The organism is Massilia sp. Masssp93 (genome assembly GCF_059491295.1).
The window spans coordinates 4458287-4473798 of record NZ_CP168502.1; the positions used below are offsets into that span (position 1 = coordinate 4458287).

10 protein-coding genes and 1 pseudogene are annotated in these 15512 nt (G+C 62.5%); 6 read left to right on the top strand and 5 right to left on the bottom strand.

Features of this window, described 5'->3' with window-relative positions; all coding sequences use genetic code 11:
• Positions 1 to 98: 98 nt before the first annotated feature.
• Together ACEN9Q_RS18320 and ACEN9Q_RS18325 are read left to right on the top strand one after the other, a co-directional pair.
• Positions 99 to 587: pseudogene (locus ACEN9Q_RS18320) on the top strand (beta-L-arabinofuranosidase domain-containing protein); the annotation flags it as partial.
• A gap of 64 nt (positions 588 to 651) precedes the next feature.
• On the top strand, positions 652 to 1266 hold the full coding sequence (locus tag ACEN9Q_RS18325; protein WP_495625561.1) for a beta-L-arabinofuranosidase domain-containing protein: 615 nt from the start codon (positions 652 to 654) through the stop codon (positions 1264 to 1266).
• A gap of 142 nt (positions 1267 to 1408) precedes the next feature.
• Here ACEN9Q_RS18325 and ACEN9Q_RS18330 read toward each other — a convergent pair whose 3' ends face one another.
• Positions 1409 to 4558 carry a TonB-dependent receptor gene (locus ACEN9Q_RS18330; protein ID WP_495625562.1) on the bottom strand — a complete coding sequence of 1050 codons (3150 nt, stop codon included), beginning with the start codon at positions 4556 to 4558 and terminating at the stop codon, positions 1409 to 1411.
• Between the two features lie 60 nt (positions 4559 to 4618).
• Positions 4619 to 5878, bottom strand: a complete 1260-nt coding sequence (locus ACEN9Q_RS18335; protein WP_056440549.1) for a hypothetical protein — start codon at positions 5876 to 5878, stop codon at positions 4619 to 4621.
• A 159-nt stretch (positions 5879 to 6037) separates the two neighbouring features.
• On the opposite strand from ACEN9Q_RS18335, the gene ACEN9Q_RS18340 reads away from it, so the two are divergent.
• Positions 6038 to 6586: a hypothetical protein gene (locus ACEN9Q_RS18340; RefSeq protein ID WP_495625563.1), complete on the top strand. Its 549-nt coding sequence runs from the start codon at positions 6038 to 6040 to the stop codon at positions 6584 to 6586.
• Between the two features lie 63 nt (positions 6587 to 6649).
• On the opposite strand, the gene ACEN9Q_RS18345 is transcribed toward ACEN9Q_RS18340, so the two are convergent.
• Both ACEN9Q_RS18345 and ACEN9Q_RS18350 read right to left on the bottom strand, forming a co-directional pair.
• Complete coding sequence (locus tag ACEN9Q_RS18345; RefSeq protein WP_495625564.1) at positions 6650 to 7849, bottom strand: XylR family transcriptional regulator; 1200 nt, start codon at positions 7847 to 7849, stop codon at positions 6650 to 6652.
• 502 nt (positions 7850 to 8351) lie between these two features.
• Entirely contained in the window at positions 8352 to 8840 is a 489-nt protein-coding gene (locus ACEN9Q_RS18350; RefSeq protein ID WP_495625565.1) for a helix-turn-helix domain-containing protein, read from the bottom strand.
• A gap of 675 nt (positions 8841 to 9515) precedes the next feature.
• On the opposite strand from ACEN9Q_RS18350, the gene ACEN9Q_RS18355 reads away from it, so the two are divergent.
• The 3 genes from ACEN9Q_RS18355 to ACEN9Q_RS18365 are packed head-to-tail and all read left to right on the top strand — an operon-like array spanning position 9516 to position 13959.
• Entirely contained in the window at positions 9516 to 10112 is a 597-nt protein-coding gene (locus tag ACEN9Q_RS18355; protein ID WP_495625566.1) for a PEP-CTERM sorting domain-containing protein, read from the top strand.
• Positions 10113 to 10145: 33 nt separating this feature from the next.
• A complete protein-coding gene (locus tag ACEN9Q_RS18360; RefSeq protein WP_495625567.1) occupies positions 10146 to 12497 on the top strand; it encodes a dockerin in 2352 nt (783 codons plus the stop codon).
• A gap of 34 nt (positions 12498 to 12531) precedes the next feature.
• Positions 12532 to 13959, top strand: coding sequence for a glycoside hydrolase family 43 protein (locus ACEN9Q_RS18365; RefSeq protein WP_495625568.1), 1428 nt, complete (start codon positions 12532 to 12534; stop codon positions 13957 to 13959).
• A gap of 241 nt (positions 13960 to 14200) precedes the next feature.
• Here the strand turns inward: ACEN9Q_RS18365 and ACEN9Q_RS18370 are convergent, their stop codons facing one another.
• A complete protein-coding gene (locus tag ACEN9Q_RS18370; protein WP_495625569.1) occupies positions 14201 to 15415 on the bottom strand; it encodes a glycoside hydrolase family 27 protein in 1215 nt (404 codons plus the stop codon).
• Between the last annotated feature and the right edge of the window lie 97 nt (positions 15416 to 15512).

A 15512-nucleotide genomic window follows, 5' to 3' on the forward strand; every position in this document is an offset into this window, starting at 1 on the left:
GCAAAACCTCATTGTTCTTTAGGATTTACTCGCGGGAGCGGCAATGAACATGAAATTTCAACGCGCGCTACCTCGAGTCACTGAACTGCGACCGCCTGTTGCACAATTTCCGGAAAAATGCGGGACTGGAACCGAAGGCGCCGGTGTACGGCGGATGGGAGGCGGAGCGGCTTTGCCCAGGACACACCCTGGGCCATTTTTTGAGCGCCTGCTCGATGTCTTGGGCGTCCACCGGACGGGAGGGGCTGCGCGCCAGGATAGACTACGTCGTCAGCGAGCTCCACGCCTGACAGGAAGCGGAGCATGGCGGCCTGGTATGCGGCGTCCCCGATGACGATACGCAACTGCGCAATTGTCTGGCCGGCCGGCCCGTCGTTGGCGTGCCCTGGTGCACGCTGCACAAGTTGATGGCCGGGCTGCGCGACGCATTCCTGCTCCGGCAGAATGCCCAGGCGCTCGCGGTCCTGGTGCGGATCGCCGACTGGGTCGACGAGGCCGCGCGGCCAGTCGACGAGCCGCGCTTCCAGAAGATGCTCGAGCTGGAGCACGGCGGCATGAGCGAAGTGCTGGCGGACCTGCACGCGCTGACCGGAGAGACGCGCTACCTGCGCCTGGCCGAGCGCTTCAGCCACCAGGCACTGCTGGCGCCGCTTGCCGAAGCGGAGCGACACGCTCGACGGCTTGCACGCCAACACGCAGATTCCGAAAGTAATCGGATTCGCCCGGCTGCACAGCCTCACGGCACAGGCGCACTACCGGCAGGCCGCGCGCTACTTCTGGCGCACCGTGGTCGAGCAGCGCTCATTTGCGACGGGGGGACATGGCGACGGCGAGCATTTCTTTCCGCCCGCCGAGGTCGAAAAGCATCTGGCCTCGGCCCAGACCATGGAAACCTGTTGCACCTACCATATGCTGCGCCTGACGCAAGCCTTGTTCGCCGAGCAACCATCGGCCACCTACGCCGACTATTACGAACGTGCATTGTTCAACGGCATCCTCGCGTCCCAGGATCCGGACAGTGGCATGTTGACCTACTTCCAGGCCACCCGGCGCACCTATCCGAAGCTCTACTGCACACATGAGCATTCGTTCTTCTGCTGTACCGGCACGGGTATGGAAAATCACGCCAAGCACGGCGATTCCATCTATTTCCACGATCGGGATGTATTGGATGTGAGCGGGCCGGGCCTGGGCGATGGGTACGAACTGCTGCCGCTCCATAAAATCGCGCACGGCTACTACGACTTGTATTGGCGGGTCGGCTGACGCGTCCTGCGGCGTCCTTCAGATTCCGCCTTGCGGAGCGCTTCACACCATGCCTGGCGCAACGAAAAAAGCCAGTCCGAACCGGACTGGCTTGTCGACGAAGAGGCCGGGGCGGCCCCGCGAGCGGGACCGCCTTTGCTCTTTAGTACGTGTAGCGCAGGCTCAGGCGGTAGCTGCGGCCTGGCTCGAACCAGGCGCGGGCCATGGTGCCGATGCCTTGTTGCTGCGTCTGGCGCACGACCATGTCCGTCAGGTTGCTCGCCGAGAAGTTGCCTGAGATGCGCTCGTTGAACCTGTAATCCAGGCCAAAGTCCAGCTGGCCCGTCGCTTCCTGCCAGGTCGGCAGGCCGAAGCCCACGTCCGTCGGTGCCACGCCTCCGTTCGCGGCGGCGCGGGCCGGATCGGCGCTCGTGGCGTTATCGCCGCCCGTGCCGTTCGCACCCACGCCCTGCAGGAAGCGGCTGCGCCAGCTATAGGCCAGGCGTGCCGACAGCGGGCCGCGGTCATACAGGAACATCAGGTTGTACGCGTTCTTCGACAGGTACTGGATCGGCATCGACGTGAACGGCAGACCGTTGGTGTCGCAACCATACAAGCTCAGCGAGGCGTTGTTGAACGATCCGTTCGCCGGGCAATACTTCTGGGTGAACGGATGGTACAGGTCCTGCTTGCTGTCGATGTACGTGTAGTTCGCCGAGATGCCGAAGCCCTTGGCCCAGTCCGGCAGCATATGGGCCAGCGCCGGCACGTTGTTGAGATAGGTCTGGCCCGCCAGTTCCAGGCCCGTCACCGAACCCTTGGCGACGTTGTCCGGCCCCGTGATCAGGAACGTCTGATCGTTGCCGGCCAGGTCCTTGTAGCTCCGGGTGAACGCCGTGTTCAGGATGATGTCACGCACGTTCTTGCGGAACAGGGCCAGTGTCAGCGACGAACCGCTGCCCGGATACCATTCGAGCGTCCAGTCGAAGTTGTTGGAGCGGATCGGCTTCAGGTTGGCGTTACCCCTGTCGTTGCCCGTGTAGTTGATGCTCTTGATGACGTTACTGTCTGCGCCGGTGCCCATCGTGATGTTCTGGTTCAGCGTGATGTACTCGTTCAGGTTGTTGAACGGCGGACGGTACATCGACTTGGCGAACGCGAAGCGGGTTTGCAGCTTGTCCGTCAGGTCGGCCTTCAGGTTCAGGCTGGGCAGCACATCGACGTACTGCTGCGACGCATTCACCGGATCCTTGATCTTGCCGAAGCGCGGGATCACTTCCGACGTGTTCGAGCCATACGACGGATCGAAGATCGTGAAGCCGTGGGCCTCGCTACGCGTGTGGATCACGCGCACGCCGAGATTGCCCTCGACGGGGAAGCGCAAGTTGTCGAAGCCGAAGCGCAGTTGCCCGTAGCCGGCCTCGGTACGTTCCTGCTGGCGGCTGGTCTGGGCCGGATCGTCATTGTAGGCCAGCGGTTTCCAGCTGCCATCCGCGTTCGAGCAATCGTTGTTGGTGCCATAGTATGCGTTGGCGTCCTGGCACTGCATCAACATGTACGGTTTGATCAGCGCATTATTGGCCAGGTTGCGGACAAAGGCCGGGTCCGGCACTACCATCGTCGGCACTTGGGGAACCTTGCCGTTGAAGAAGGTCGGGAAGTTGTACTGGGTCGTCTTGACCAGGTCGCCGTAGCGCGGGTCGCTGAAGTAACTGTTGTTGGGGCGTGATTGCCAACCCTTGTCCCCAACGAGGGGCAGCGTGCCCGGAACCTTCGTCTGGTTGATGGCCCATGGCTCGGAAATGCTCTTCCAGCCGCCGATGCCGGAGCTGGCGTCGACCCGGACCGCCGTACGCTTGGTCAGGCGCACGCCGAAGCGCAGGTCGCGCAGCACCTCGTCGTCGAAGCGGAAACGTGCGTCAGTCTTCCAGGCATACAGGTCGCCCTTCGCCTTGGTCGTCGACGGCATCACGAAGCCCATGTAGTAGTTGTCGCGATTCGCCAGGAAGGCGCGCGAGTTGTCGTCGAACGTCACCTTCGGCAGATTGCCCGACAAGTCGATGCCCAAGCTCGGCACGAACGTGCCCAGGGTCATGACGTTGCCCTCGGCGCTGTTCGTCGCATGCACCCACTGCATGTCGTTCTGGACCGCCCAGCGGTCGTTGATGGTCCACTTGAAGTTCCAGGCGATTTCGCGCGTCTGCGACCTGTTGGTGTCGAAGCCGCTGTCCGACTGGTAGCCCAGGCCGCCGGCCGCGAAGTTGTTCGCGCCCAGGCCGCCGGTCGGGTAGGTGTAGGTCGCCTTTTGCAGCACGCCGTTCTGGTTGAACTCCGGATCGAGTGGCTTGACCAGGTACGGCGACTCGACGGCCGTGAACGTGGCGTTCTCGGTGTTGGCCGACTTGTAACCGGAGTGGAAGTACGTCAGGGCCGATTCCATGCCGTTGTTCTTCCACTGCAACGCGCCATAGACACCGGCACGATCGTTCTGGCTCGTGTTGGTGCGGAAAGACGCGGACTTCGGTATCCAGACGGTCTGGCCAGCCACGAGGTCGGTGCGCGGGAAATACGCATCCACCTGGACCGTATCGTTGTGGGAATTCGTGCGGTTGGCCGACAGGTCGATCAGCGCGCCCCATTGCCCGGTGCGGGTATGCCAGCGCTTCGACACCAGAGCCGACACGCCCGGCGACTTCTTGCTGCCCAGGGCGTTGTAGTTGCCGTTCGCCGACAGGGCGACCTTGCTGTCCTTGTAGTCGAACGGCAGCGCGGTACGCAGATCCACCTGGCCGCTGACGCCGCCTTCGACCAGCTCGGCGGGCGGATTCTTGTGCACGACCACCGCAGACATGAGTTCCGGCGGTATGTCGCCCCAGCTCAGTTCACGGCCCGGATAGCCGGCCGAGAAGGATTCGCGGCCGTTCAGCGTGGACGAACCCCAGGTCAGGCCACGCACCGAGATGCCCGACCCTTCGACCGAGAAGTGTTCCGGGTCGCCGCGCGAACGGTTGCGGTCGATCGTGACGCCCGCGACGCGCTGCAGCACCTCGGTGATCGACTTGTCCGGCAGCTTGCCCGCTTCTTCCGCAACGACGGCGTCGATGACTTCGTCGGCGTACTGCTTGAGTTTCTGCGCCGACTGCATGGCGGCGCGCTGGCCGCTCACGACCACCGTCGGCGTGACCGAGTCGCCGGCCGGCGTGGACTGCGCGTGCGCCGCGCCACCCCAGACCAGTGCAGCCTGCGCCACCGCGAACGACAGCGCGGTCATCTTGATCGGCTTACGCACGATCTTCGTCTCAATTCTTGTCATTATCTATGTCCTCTTGTAGATGCCTTGGCTGCCACCGCACCGGGCGGTGGCTTTATGCTGTCACTGGAAAATGACGGGGCCGGTCAGCGTGAGTTGGGTCGAGTAGGTCAGGTTGGCCGCGCCCGCGGTCGCCATCGAGGTGTTCGCGCTCACTGCGGAGAATTCGACCTGCGAGATCGGGTAGTCCTGCAACTCGTTCCAGAGGTCGAGTCCCGTCAGGCCGCACGACTCGGCAATCGTGAACTTGTCCTTGAGACCGACGCTGTAGCTCGTGGCGGCTGCCGCGGTCGGCGTCACCACCGCGTGCAGCTTCACGTTGCAGGCCTCGCCTTTCGCGTTGAGAGCGAAGTGGCCGAGGTACAGGTTGACATCGACCGCGTTGTTACCGGTGCCGAACCATTCGGGGTTCTCCGCGAGAGTGAACTTCAGCGCTCCCTGGGCATCGATCCGTACGCCGGTGGTCGTGTTGCCGTTGTTGACGAGCTGCGAAAGGCCGGGAGCGAGTAGCTTGAGGCCGTAGTAGGCACCCAGTCCAACGCCGGACTTCGGCTGGATGTTGTAGTACCAGGTGAAACTGCTGCCGTCCGGGGGCACGGTACGACCGCACCAATTCGTGGCACACCACCAACCATCCTCGCTGCTGCCGGCGTACGTGTCGACATGGCCCTGCTCGTTGGTCGTGGAAGCGTCCTTGTAGCCGCTCAGGAACGTCAGCTGATCCGCCTGTGCGGTGCCGATCGGGATGCTCCGGACGACCGTGCCGGCGGCATAGGTATCATCGACTACCTCCGCCTTGATGGTGCACAGTCCATTGCCAACCTTGGTCATCGTATTGCCACTGACCGTGCACACCGTGGGCGTACTGGACGTAAAGGTAACGGTTTCGCCTGCAACGTTGGACGTCGCGACCAGCGGTACCGGCGTCGTATCCAGCGGCAGCGCGCCCGGATTGCGGAAGGTTACCGTCTGCGGCTGTTTGGGAATGCCGAAAAGCTGTCGTTCCGAAGCTGGAGCGTAGCCGTTGCCGCCCGCCTGGCTGGCGGTCACCGAGCACTCGCCCGCTTTGATCAGCGACAGCGTAGCGCCGTTGACGGTGCAGGTCGTCGGCGTATTCGACGTGTAGGTCACCTCGCCACCGCCGCTCGCCGTCGCCGTCAGCTGGACGGTCGCGACGTTGGGGGGGACGGCGAGCGTCTGTCCGCCCACGAATGGGAACGAAATGGATTGCGCCATCGCGCCTTCGCTCGAACCGCCACCACCGCCGCAGCCGGCCAGCAACGTGGCACAGGCCAGTCCGACTGCCGTCAGCTGGAATCTCATGGTATGTCTCCTCATTGGAATATTCCTTCTTTTGTGTTTGCTGAAATTGCTCGGCACCGGCTGCGCCGATGACAAGAAAAATTGGTCCCTGCCCCGCTTCGCGGCAAGGACAATGGTCCTGGTCAAGGATGTATGGACTGGCACTGCCTCGCTGTCGTTATGAAATCGTTTTCAAAAACGCAGGAAAAAATAGCGCGCGAGTATGTGCGCAAGGCCGGCGATGGAAAGGTCCGTGGGCCGCTTGCTGCTGTGTTCAATGAGCCTGATGTGCACGTCTTGTCTCCCTGCTTTTATTATCGATACCGGTCAATCGGCTGTTTCCACGGCGCCGTATTGACATTTACCGATTTTTATATATTTAAAACATTTATCGTCGGCACTATGCTTTCATTGCCGATCCAAGGTGTCCTGCTGCAATCGCATATGTGCAACAGGACAATCGGCCGAGTCGCTATTTTTCAAGTGGCTCGAGGATCACCACCGCGCCCCCGCGGACGCCGGGTGCAGTTCAGGACCATCGCTGGCGCCGACCTCCGAGGCCGTGGCGCGGTACTCGCCTGGCCTCGGGAAGTGCAGCGGCATGCGCAACGCAATGCGGATGCCACCCTGTGCTTTGCGCGCCTTCATTGGTTTACATCTCGACATCCGCATTACTCCCTGGGAGGAAGCAGTACGATGGTTGCGACATCTCATCTTTCGGTTGGGTGAGCTTCATCAATGATGTGCCGCTCACATAAAACTCGTCGGCTTGCGCTGAAACGTCCTCAGGTTCTAAGCGGGCGACATCTGTCCACGCTCGCCAAGCACGCGGTCGCGATAGGCGCGCGGCGTGCAGCCGAGTTCGCGCTTGAACACCCGATGCATTTGCTGGATGGACGTAAGGCCGCTGCCCAGCGCCACGTCCTCGATGCTGCAGTCCCCGCTTTCCAGGCCGGCCTTGGCGGCATTGAGCTTGAAGCTCAGGATCACGTCGTGCACGCTGCATCCCAGTTCCCGGCGAAAGCTGGCGTCGAGCGAAGAGCGCGACACGCCCACGTGTTCGGCCACCTGTTCGGTCTTGATGCCCTGGCAGGCATACTGGCGGATGAAGTGGCGCGCCCGCATCACGTTCGGGTGCTTGATCAGCTGGTAGCGGCTGGACGCGTGCACGTTGATGCCGGCCGGCGGCACGACGATCGGCGTCTCCGGCGGGCGCACCCCGTGCAGCATCTGCTCGATCAGATGGGCTGCCGCGCGCCCCATCTCCTGCGCGCCCTGGATCACGGAGGTGAGCGGGATGCGGGTGAGCCTGCGCACCAGCGGGTCGTTGTCGATGCCGATGATCGCCACCTGTTCCGGCACTTCGATGTCGGCGATGATGCAGGCCTGCAATAGTTGGCGTGCGCGCGCGTCCGAGACGGCGATGATGCCGACAGGTTTGGGCAAGCTGCGCAACCAGTCGATCTGTCCCTGGACCGCCCCGTCCCACGAGTGGACGCTGGTTTCGCAGCCCCGGAAAACCTTCGCTTCCAGCCGGTCGCCCCGCATCAGGCTGCGGAACGCATTCTCGCGCTCCTGCGCCCAGCGGTTTTCCTCCGTGGCGGGAACGCTGAACATGGCAAAATGGTGCAGGCCGACGTCAATCAGATGCTGGCGTGCCAGTTCGACCAGCTTGACATTATCGGTCGCCACATAAGGCACCCCGGCGGGGTAATTGGCCGGGTCGGCATAAGAACCGCCCACCGCCACCACCGGTACACGACAGCGCGACAACGCTTCCGCCACTGCCGGATCGTCAAAATTGGCGATAATGCCGTCGCCCTGCCAATGCTCGATGCCTGACAGCCGTAATCGGAAATCTTCTTCCAGGAAGATATCCCAGGCCGCGCGGGTATTTCCAAAATAGGCGGCAATGCCGTCAATGACGTCGTGATCGAATACATTGTTCGCGTTAAATAACAGCGCGATCCGGTGTACTTTCGTCGTCTTCATTTTACTTATGTTCTTAGAAAACATTTCCGAAACTTCCACAGTTGCGTTTCGCTTCTCTCGCCGGCTGATCGCGGCGCGACTTGCACCCACACGCATGCACCACGCGCCGGCTTCAAAAAGCGGGGCAGCCAAGCTGCCCCGCAAACCACTGCGGAAACCCGCCGCGGAGGAGATAAAACTGTGTGAAGGCCAGGATAGACGCGATCTTCAACACGCAGCCCGGCCACTTACGTCCGCGGGCGGGAGGTGTCAGCAGAACCCGGCCCATGTGTGAAGCGTAGGCCGTCTGCCATGGGCGCCGATATCTCCGCCGGTAGAATTTCTTGCAAACCGCAGAAATTGCAAGCAATGTTTGCCAGAGTGAAAATTGGCCGTGGCCGCCGGCGCAAGGTCGGGCAAGCGGGCCGGACGAAATGGCAGGCGCGCCCCCGTGCTTGGCGCGGGCGCTGGACGGCAGCGGTTCAGCCGCGGTGTTCAGGACGGGTGGTGAGGGCGAACAGGATCAGGCGAGTGGTTCTGTCGGCGGGCTGCCAAATTCTTCCTTGAACAGCTTGTTAAAATAAGGAACATTCGCGTAGCCAACGAAATACGCGATTTCCGAAACGGCGGCGCTGCTTTTTTCAGTCAGCAACCGGGATGCCTCAGTCAGCCGCAGTTTATTCACGTAACTGGTGAATGTCGTGCCAAGTCCGGATTTCAGCACTTCATTGATTTTATAACGGTTAGCCCCAGTCCGTTCCACCACGCCTTCCATGTCCAGTTTGGGATCGGTATAAGCGCTGGCGATATACCGCAAGACCGATTCCTTTTCCTTATAGGGCTCCAGCGTTAACTGGCGACAGCCCTCCAACGGCAAATTTGTTTTCATTTTTGATTCCACACCGGCCAGACAATGCGCGGGAATGGGCCCGGAACAACCAGGCACCAAATGCAATGCAACCACCGAGGATAATGACCGCCAGCGCCGCCGGATAGCGATAATCGCGACCATGCAATGTCAGTTCGCTGACCGGCCTGGCCCGGCCGGTCGTCAGCGCGCAACCTGTGCACCGCGGCTCGATCCGCTGCATCCCGCACTCGCGCAAGGCACTCGGGAGACGCCCGCTCCTGTCCGTGCCCATGTCTCCCGCCGATCCCGACTGCTCCACGATCAGGCCGTGGGATGGCAGCCATTTCTTCCGGCCCGCTGGCGCGGGCTTCCGCCAGGGGGCCGAGTTTCACCATGGCCGGCTTTGCTTGCAATTTCTGCGGTTTGCAAGAAATTCGCCTTCCAGCGCTATCGTTGCCCATGACGACCAGCCTAAGCTTCGGACACGGGCGAGGCTCCGTTACCGTCCCCCGGTCGCAGACGAAAAATAATTGGGGAGGCAGTTCCACTGTCGAGCGTGTGCTGCCTTCATGCGGACGGCGCGGATCGCGCAAATCCTGGTGTTTGCACAATTTTGACTCTCTTTCACTTGTGCGTTCGCGCAGTGATTTTCACTGGGCAGCCATGGCTGCCCCTTCTCTTGCGTGCGCCAGGCACGCTGTGGCGGCATCTGCACACCCGGCAAGGGGAAGTGCTGGCTGAACGGCAAAGGTGTCCTTCGCAAGGCGCAATCGCGAGCTGGCGCTGGAGCCGCACCGGGAACAAGAAGCGCAAATCACAACAACACAGGAGAATGAAATGACGACAATGAAGTCGAAGAAGATCTTCACTGCCCTGGCCCTGGCCACAGCGGCCACGAGCGCCAGTGCCACCGTCCTCACCTTCGACAGCCTGACCGCGATGGTCTACGGCGACGGCGCACCGCTGCTCGCCAACATGAACTACAACGGCCAGAACCTGACATATCTCGAATCGGGCTTTCAACTGACCTTGAACGCGCCCAATGCGGCCCCGGGCGCCGCCCATATCAGCGACGGCACGTATTCGGAGCAAACCTACAACTGGCACGACGGTTTCGAAAACGGCTCGGATACCTTCGTGAGCCTGACCCGTGTCGGCGGCGGCCTGTTCAATCTGCTCGGCTTCGATTATTACGCCGACGGAAGCAGCGTCTGGGCGGACGGCAGCCTGGTCGGCTTCATCCAGGACGAGGGCAGCTGGAGCATGGGTTTAAACGGCATCGGCGAGCTGCGTCTCAGCTCAGGCGCATTCAACGAACTCGACAACCTCAATGTGGAAACGGCGGCGGCTGCGGCCGTGCCGTTACCCGGCACCTTGTCTCTGCTGCTGGCAGGTCTTGCGGTCGGCGCCCTTTCGCGTCGTCGCCAGCAATAACCGATACACTATTTTTCTGAAGATAAAAAGAATATGAAAATAAATAAAATCATCGGTCTTGCCAGTGTCGCGGCAATCCTGCTGTCCGGCTGCGGTGGCGAAGGCGGCGACGCCTCGAAGCCTCTGCCTGTCGCCGCTGGCGCCAGCGTCGTCTCCACCAGCGTCACCGCCGCCAGGGTGGCAGCGCCAACCAGATGGGCAAACGTGAAGATCGGCGGCGGCGGCTATGTGCCCGGGCTGATCTTCCATCCGACCAGCCCGGACGTGCTGTACGCGCGCACCGACATGGGCGGCGCCTACCGCTGGAACGCCGCCAACGCGGCCTGGGTGCCGATCACGGACGGCTTCGGCGCCGCAGACACCTTCTACCACGGCTCCGAGACCATGGCGCTCGATCCGAACGACGACAATCGCGTCTACATGAGCACCGGCATGTACCTGTCGGATCAAGCCGACGCGCGCCTATACATTTCCACCGACCGTGGCGACCACTGGACCTACGTCAACTTGCCCTTCTCGGCAGCCAGCAACGCCCAGGGCCGCGCCGTCGGCGAGCGCCTGATGGTCGACCCCAACGATCCTGCGATCCTGTTCTACGCAACGCGCACGACCGGCCTGTGGAAGAGCGCCGACCGCGGCCAGACCTGGCAGCAACTGACCTCGCTGGCATCGCACAAGATGACCAATGCAGAAATTGACACCGCCCAATGGCGCGGCGTGGTCGGCATGGAGCAGGTGATCTTCGACACCTCGACCAAGGGCACCGGCAACGCCACGCAGACCATCTACACGGCCGTCGCGCCGGACTACGCCGCCGTGGCGGGGCTGGCCTACAGCATGTACAGGACGACCGACGGCGGCGTGACCTGGACCGGCATCGCCACGCCTGTGACGGGCTACTACATCCCCCACATGGTGCGCGCCAAGGACGGCATGATGTACGTCGCCTTTACCAAGACCACTGGCCCAGGCGCCGAGGGTCCGGCAAGACTGTACAAGTTCGATGGCAGCAATTGGACGCTGCTGAAGCAGTATGACCCCACGTGGGTCAACTTCGGCATGGGCGGCCTGTCGGTGTCCGGCACCGGCGCGACCACCCGGATCGCGCTCGGCGTGACCAATTCCTGGGGCAACTGGGAAGGCCAGCATATTGTGCAATTGTCGGATGATGCAGGCGCCACCTGGCGCGAGATTTCCGCCCAGACCCCGCACGTCGGCGAACAGGCCATGTGGTCGGGCTGGCCCGACGACGTCGAGATCGACCCGAACAATCCTGAACGCATCCTGCATGTGACTGGCGGGGGCGTGTGGGAAACCAGGAATGCGTCGGCGGACAAGCCGACCTGGAACTTCATTACTGCCGGGATGGAGGAAACCGCGACGCTGGCCCTGATGGCGCCGCCGCCGGGCGCGAACTACCAGCTGCTCAACAGTTCGGGCGACATGGGCATGGTCGTCCATACGGAACTCTTCAAGGCGCCGACGCGCGGCCCGCAAGGCTGGTTCAGCAACAGCAACAGCGCCGACATGGCCTGGTCCAATCCGGCGTATATCGCCACGATCGGCACCACGACCTGGAACCACCCCAACGTGGCGGGTGCCTACTCCACCGATTCGGGCCTGACCTGGACTGCCTTCGCAGCCAACCATCCCGACGGCATGACCCACCAGGGCGGTGACTCGACGCTGGCGGTCACCGAGCCGGGCCACATCGTCTGGGCGCCGAACGATTCCGTGCCGGCCTACACCACCGACAGTGGGGCGAGCTGGACCTACACCAATCTGCCGGCCGTGGAACCGGGCACAAGCTACCGCCTGGCGGCCGACCGCAGGAATCCGAACCGTGTGTATGCGTACCAGGCGGGCGGCGGCTGGTGGCGCTCGGCGCCGAAGGCCTACTACTCGACCGATGGCGGCCATACCTTCACGGAGAGCAGCCAGTTCTCCACCCTGGGTCCGCGTCCCGAGTTCGTCTCCAACACCTCGCTGGCCGTCAATCCCAATGCCGAAGGCGACGTGTGGGTGACCGACTCGCACAGCATCTTCCACTCGCTCGATGGCGGCGCCACCTGGACGAAGCTGAGCGTGACGGCATCGATCTGGGGTGATCACCCGACCTGGTCATGGCCCGTTGTGTATGGCGCCACCAGCATCGCCCTGGGCAAGGCCCCGCCCGGCGCGAGCTACTCGGCCTCCGTGTATGTGGTCGGCGTGATCAACGGCGTGTGGGGCGTGTACCGTTCCGACGATGGCGGCACCACCTGGCGCCGCTTCAACGACGACACGCACCAGTACGGCGGTATCGGCGTTCTGGCGGCCGACCAGACGGTACCCGGCCGCCTCTATATGGCTGGCAGTGGCCGCGGCATCCTGTTCAGCTACTGACACACGGTGCCCGACGCTTTGGAGAAGTAAGCTCATGCAAAAAACAACCCGTTCCGCTGTCGTTCTCTTGTCCGTGCTGGCTACGCTGCCCGCGGTGTCATCCGCGCTCAACCCGGTCGTTCAGACGATGTACACCGCGGATCCAGCCCCTGTGGTCCATGACGGCACGCTCTACCTGCTGACCAGCCACGATGAAGAAGTCGGGAAAGCCGGCACCTTCAACCTGAAGAACTGGGTGCTCTCCTCGACCACGGACATGGTGAACTGGACCCAGCATGGTGTAGTCGCCTCGCTGCGGGATTTCCCGTGGGCCGCCAAGGAGATCTCCGGCTGGGAAGGTTTTGACAACGGCGCCTGGGCTCCGCAGATGATCGAGCGCGATGGCAAATGGTATCTCTATGCCCCGCTGCAAGGCCGCGGCATTGGCGTGCTGATGGCCGATAATCCCCTCGGCCCCTTCATCGATCCCATCAAAAAACCGCTGATCAGCGGCAACTACGACAGCATCGATCCGACCGTTTATATCGACGCCGACGGCCAGGCCTATCTCGCCTGGGGCAACCCCGGTCTGTGGTCGGTGAAGCTGAACAAGGACATGATTTCCTACGACACCCGCGTTGGGGAGAACGGCATCATCCGCCATCCGATGACCGTCAAGGCCTTGGGCGGGCGCGTCCCTCAGGACGCGCAGCGCGGCACGTCGTACGAAGAGGGTCCCTGGCTCTATAAGCGCAAGAATCTCGATTACCTGTTTTTTGCCGCGGGTCCCATCCCTGAACATCTCGGCTACTCCACCGGCCCCACACCCGAAGGCCCGTGGACCTACGGCGGCGTCGTCATGACCCCGCAAAGCGCCTTCACCAACCACCCGGGCGTCGTCGATTTCAAGGGCAAGACCTACCTCTTCTATCACAACGCCGCGCTCCCGGGAGGCGACGGTTTCAAACGTTCCGTGTGCGTCGATGAATTGAAGTTCAACCCGGATGGCTCGGTCCAGACGGTCCAGCCGACCAGGGAAGGCCCGGCACCGGTCGCCACCCTCGATCCCTACCAGCGCGTCGAAGCCGAGACCATCGCCTGGTCTTCCGGTGTCAAGATCGAACCCAGCAGCGCCGGCGGCCAGAATGTGCGAGACATCCACGACGGGGCCTACATCCAGGTGCGCAATGTCGATTTCGGCGCAGCCGGCGCGCGCGCCTTCATGGCCAGCCTCTCCAGCACAGCCAAGCTGAAGCAGGCCACTGGGGCGACGATAGAGATTCGTTTGGGCAGGCTCGACGGCAAGTTGATCGGCACGCTGCCGGTCGCGGGAACCGGCGGCCAATGGAAGCCGCAGTCTGTCCGGATCGCCGGCGCCTCCGGCGTCAAGGATCTCTTCTTCGTGTTCCACGGTGCGGCCGGCGAAGAACTGTTCAAGTTCGATTACTGGCAATTTTCCGAGCGCGAGTTGCCTGCGGACTAGGCGGCTGACGAGCGCCGCGACGCCGGATAAGTGGAATCGACATGCTCAGTACCCAATTGGGGCGAGCAGGGAAAACGGAAAAGATCGGGCGCCAAGGCATGGCTGGATTCACGCCTCCCTGTCACACTGAGGATGATCACGAAGCGCCAGCACCATCACGGCCTTGGCAGGGCGCCCTCAGGAAGGTCGCGTAATTCCTGATGACGCATTGGCGCGGGAGCGTCGCGCGGCCAGGCGCGCCCTATGGTTTCGCAGGGCCACTCAGGAGCAGCATCAGCACGCTGTGCGGCGCCAGTCGCGCGTCCAGCTTGGCGCTGGTGTCGCCTGTCTTGTTGCTCCACAGGTCGGACCAGCGGTAGACGGTCTGCTTGAAGTCAACCGACCGCTTGCTCAGGTCATCGATCAGAACTTGCTTCTTCCAGTCGTGGTGAACGTCGGCAGGCTGGTTGGAGCGGTTCAGGAACATCAGCGCCCATTTGCCGCCGTCGAGCGGCTTGGCATAGACCTCCAGCGGACCGTCGGCCAGGACGCGCAGCGCCTGCACACCCAGCTTGTCCTGGTTCACCGCGATCACGCCGGGGTTGGTCAGGATCCGGCGGGTCGACTCGGACATGGAACGCAGGTCGTTGCCCAGGATGAGGGGCGAGGCCATCATGGCCCAGATGGACAGATGGGCGCGGTCTTCATCCTCGCTCATGCCATTGCCCACTTCGAGCATGTCCATATCGTTCCAGTGGCCGGGCCCCGCGAACTTGCGCAGGTTTGCCTGCTTGTCGAGAACGCGCAGCACGCCCAGGCCGGTCGAGAAGCCGGGACTGAATTCGCAGTCGAAGCAATTATAGATATCGGGCGTGGTGCGCCACGAATGGGCGACCTTGCCGGCCCACTCCCATGGCTTGCTCATGCCCCATTCGCACACGCTGAATACCATCGGACGGCCCGACTTGGCGATCGCGTCGCTCATCGTCGTGTAGGCCGCTTCGGCGTTCAAGCCCGCAGTGTCGCACCAGTCGTACTTGACGTAATCGATGCCCCAGCGCGCATAGGTCCGCGCATCCTGATACTCGTGGCCACGGCTACCGGGACGGCCGTCGCAGGTGGTCGCGCCGGCGTCCGAGTAGATGCCCAGCTTGAGTCCCTTGCCATGCACATAGTCCGCCAGCGCCTTCATGCCGGATGGGAAGTGCTTGGCGTCGGGCTGGATGTTGCCGTCGGCGTCGCGCTGGCCTTGCCAGCAATCGTCAATGTTCACGTACTGGAAGCCAACGTCCTTCAAGCCCGACTTGACCATGGCATCGGCGGTCTCGCGGATCATGCGCTCGTCGATATTGCAGGCAAATTTGTTCCAGCTGTTCCAGCCCATTTGCGGGGTGGCGGCCAGGCCTTCAACCTTTTGAGCCCAGCAATTGCCTGCCGAGCCAACGAACAGGGTCAATGCCGTGGCGGCCGCTCTCATTGTCGTGCTCGTCAACAGCGGCTTGGGTGGTATGTGCTTTGTTTTCATCTCTAAATCACTCGCAAAAAAATGGGGGGCATCGTGCAAATTCATGACG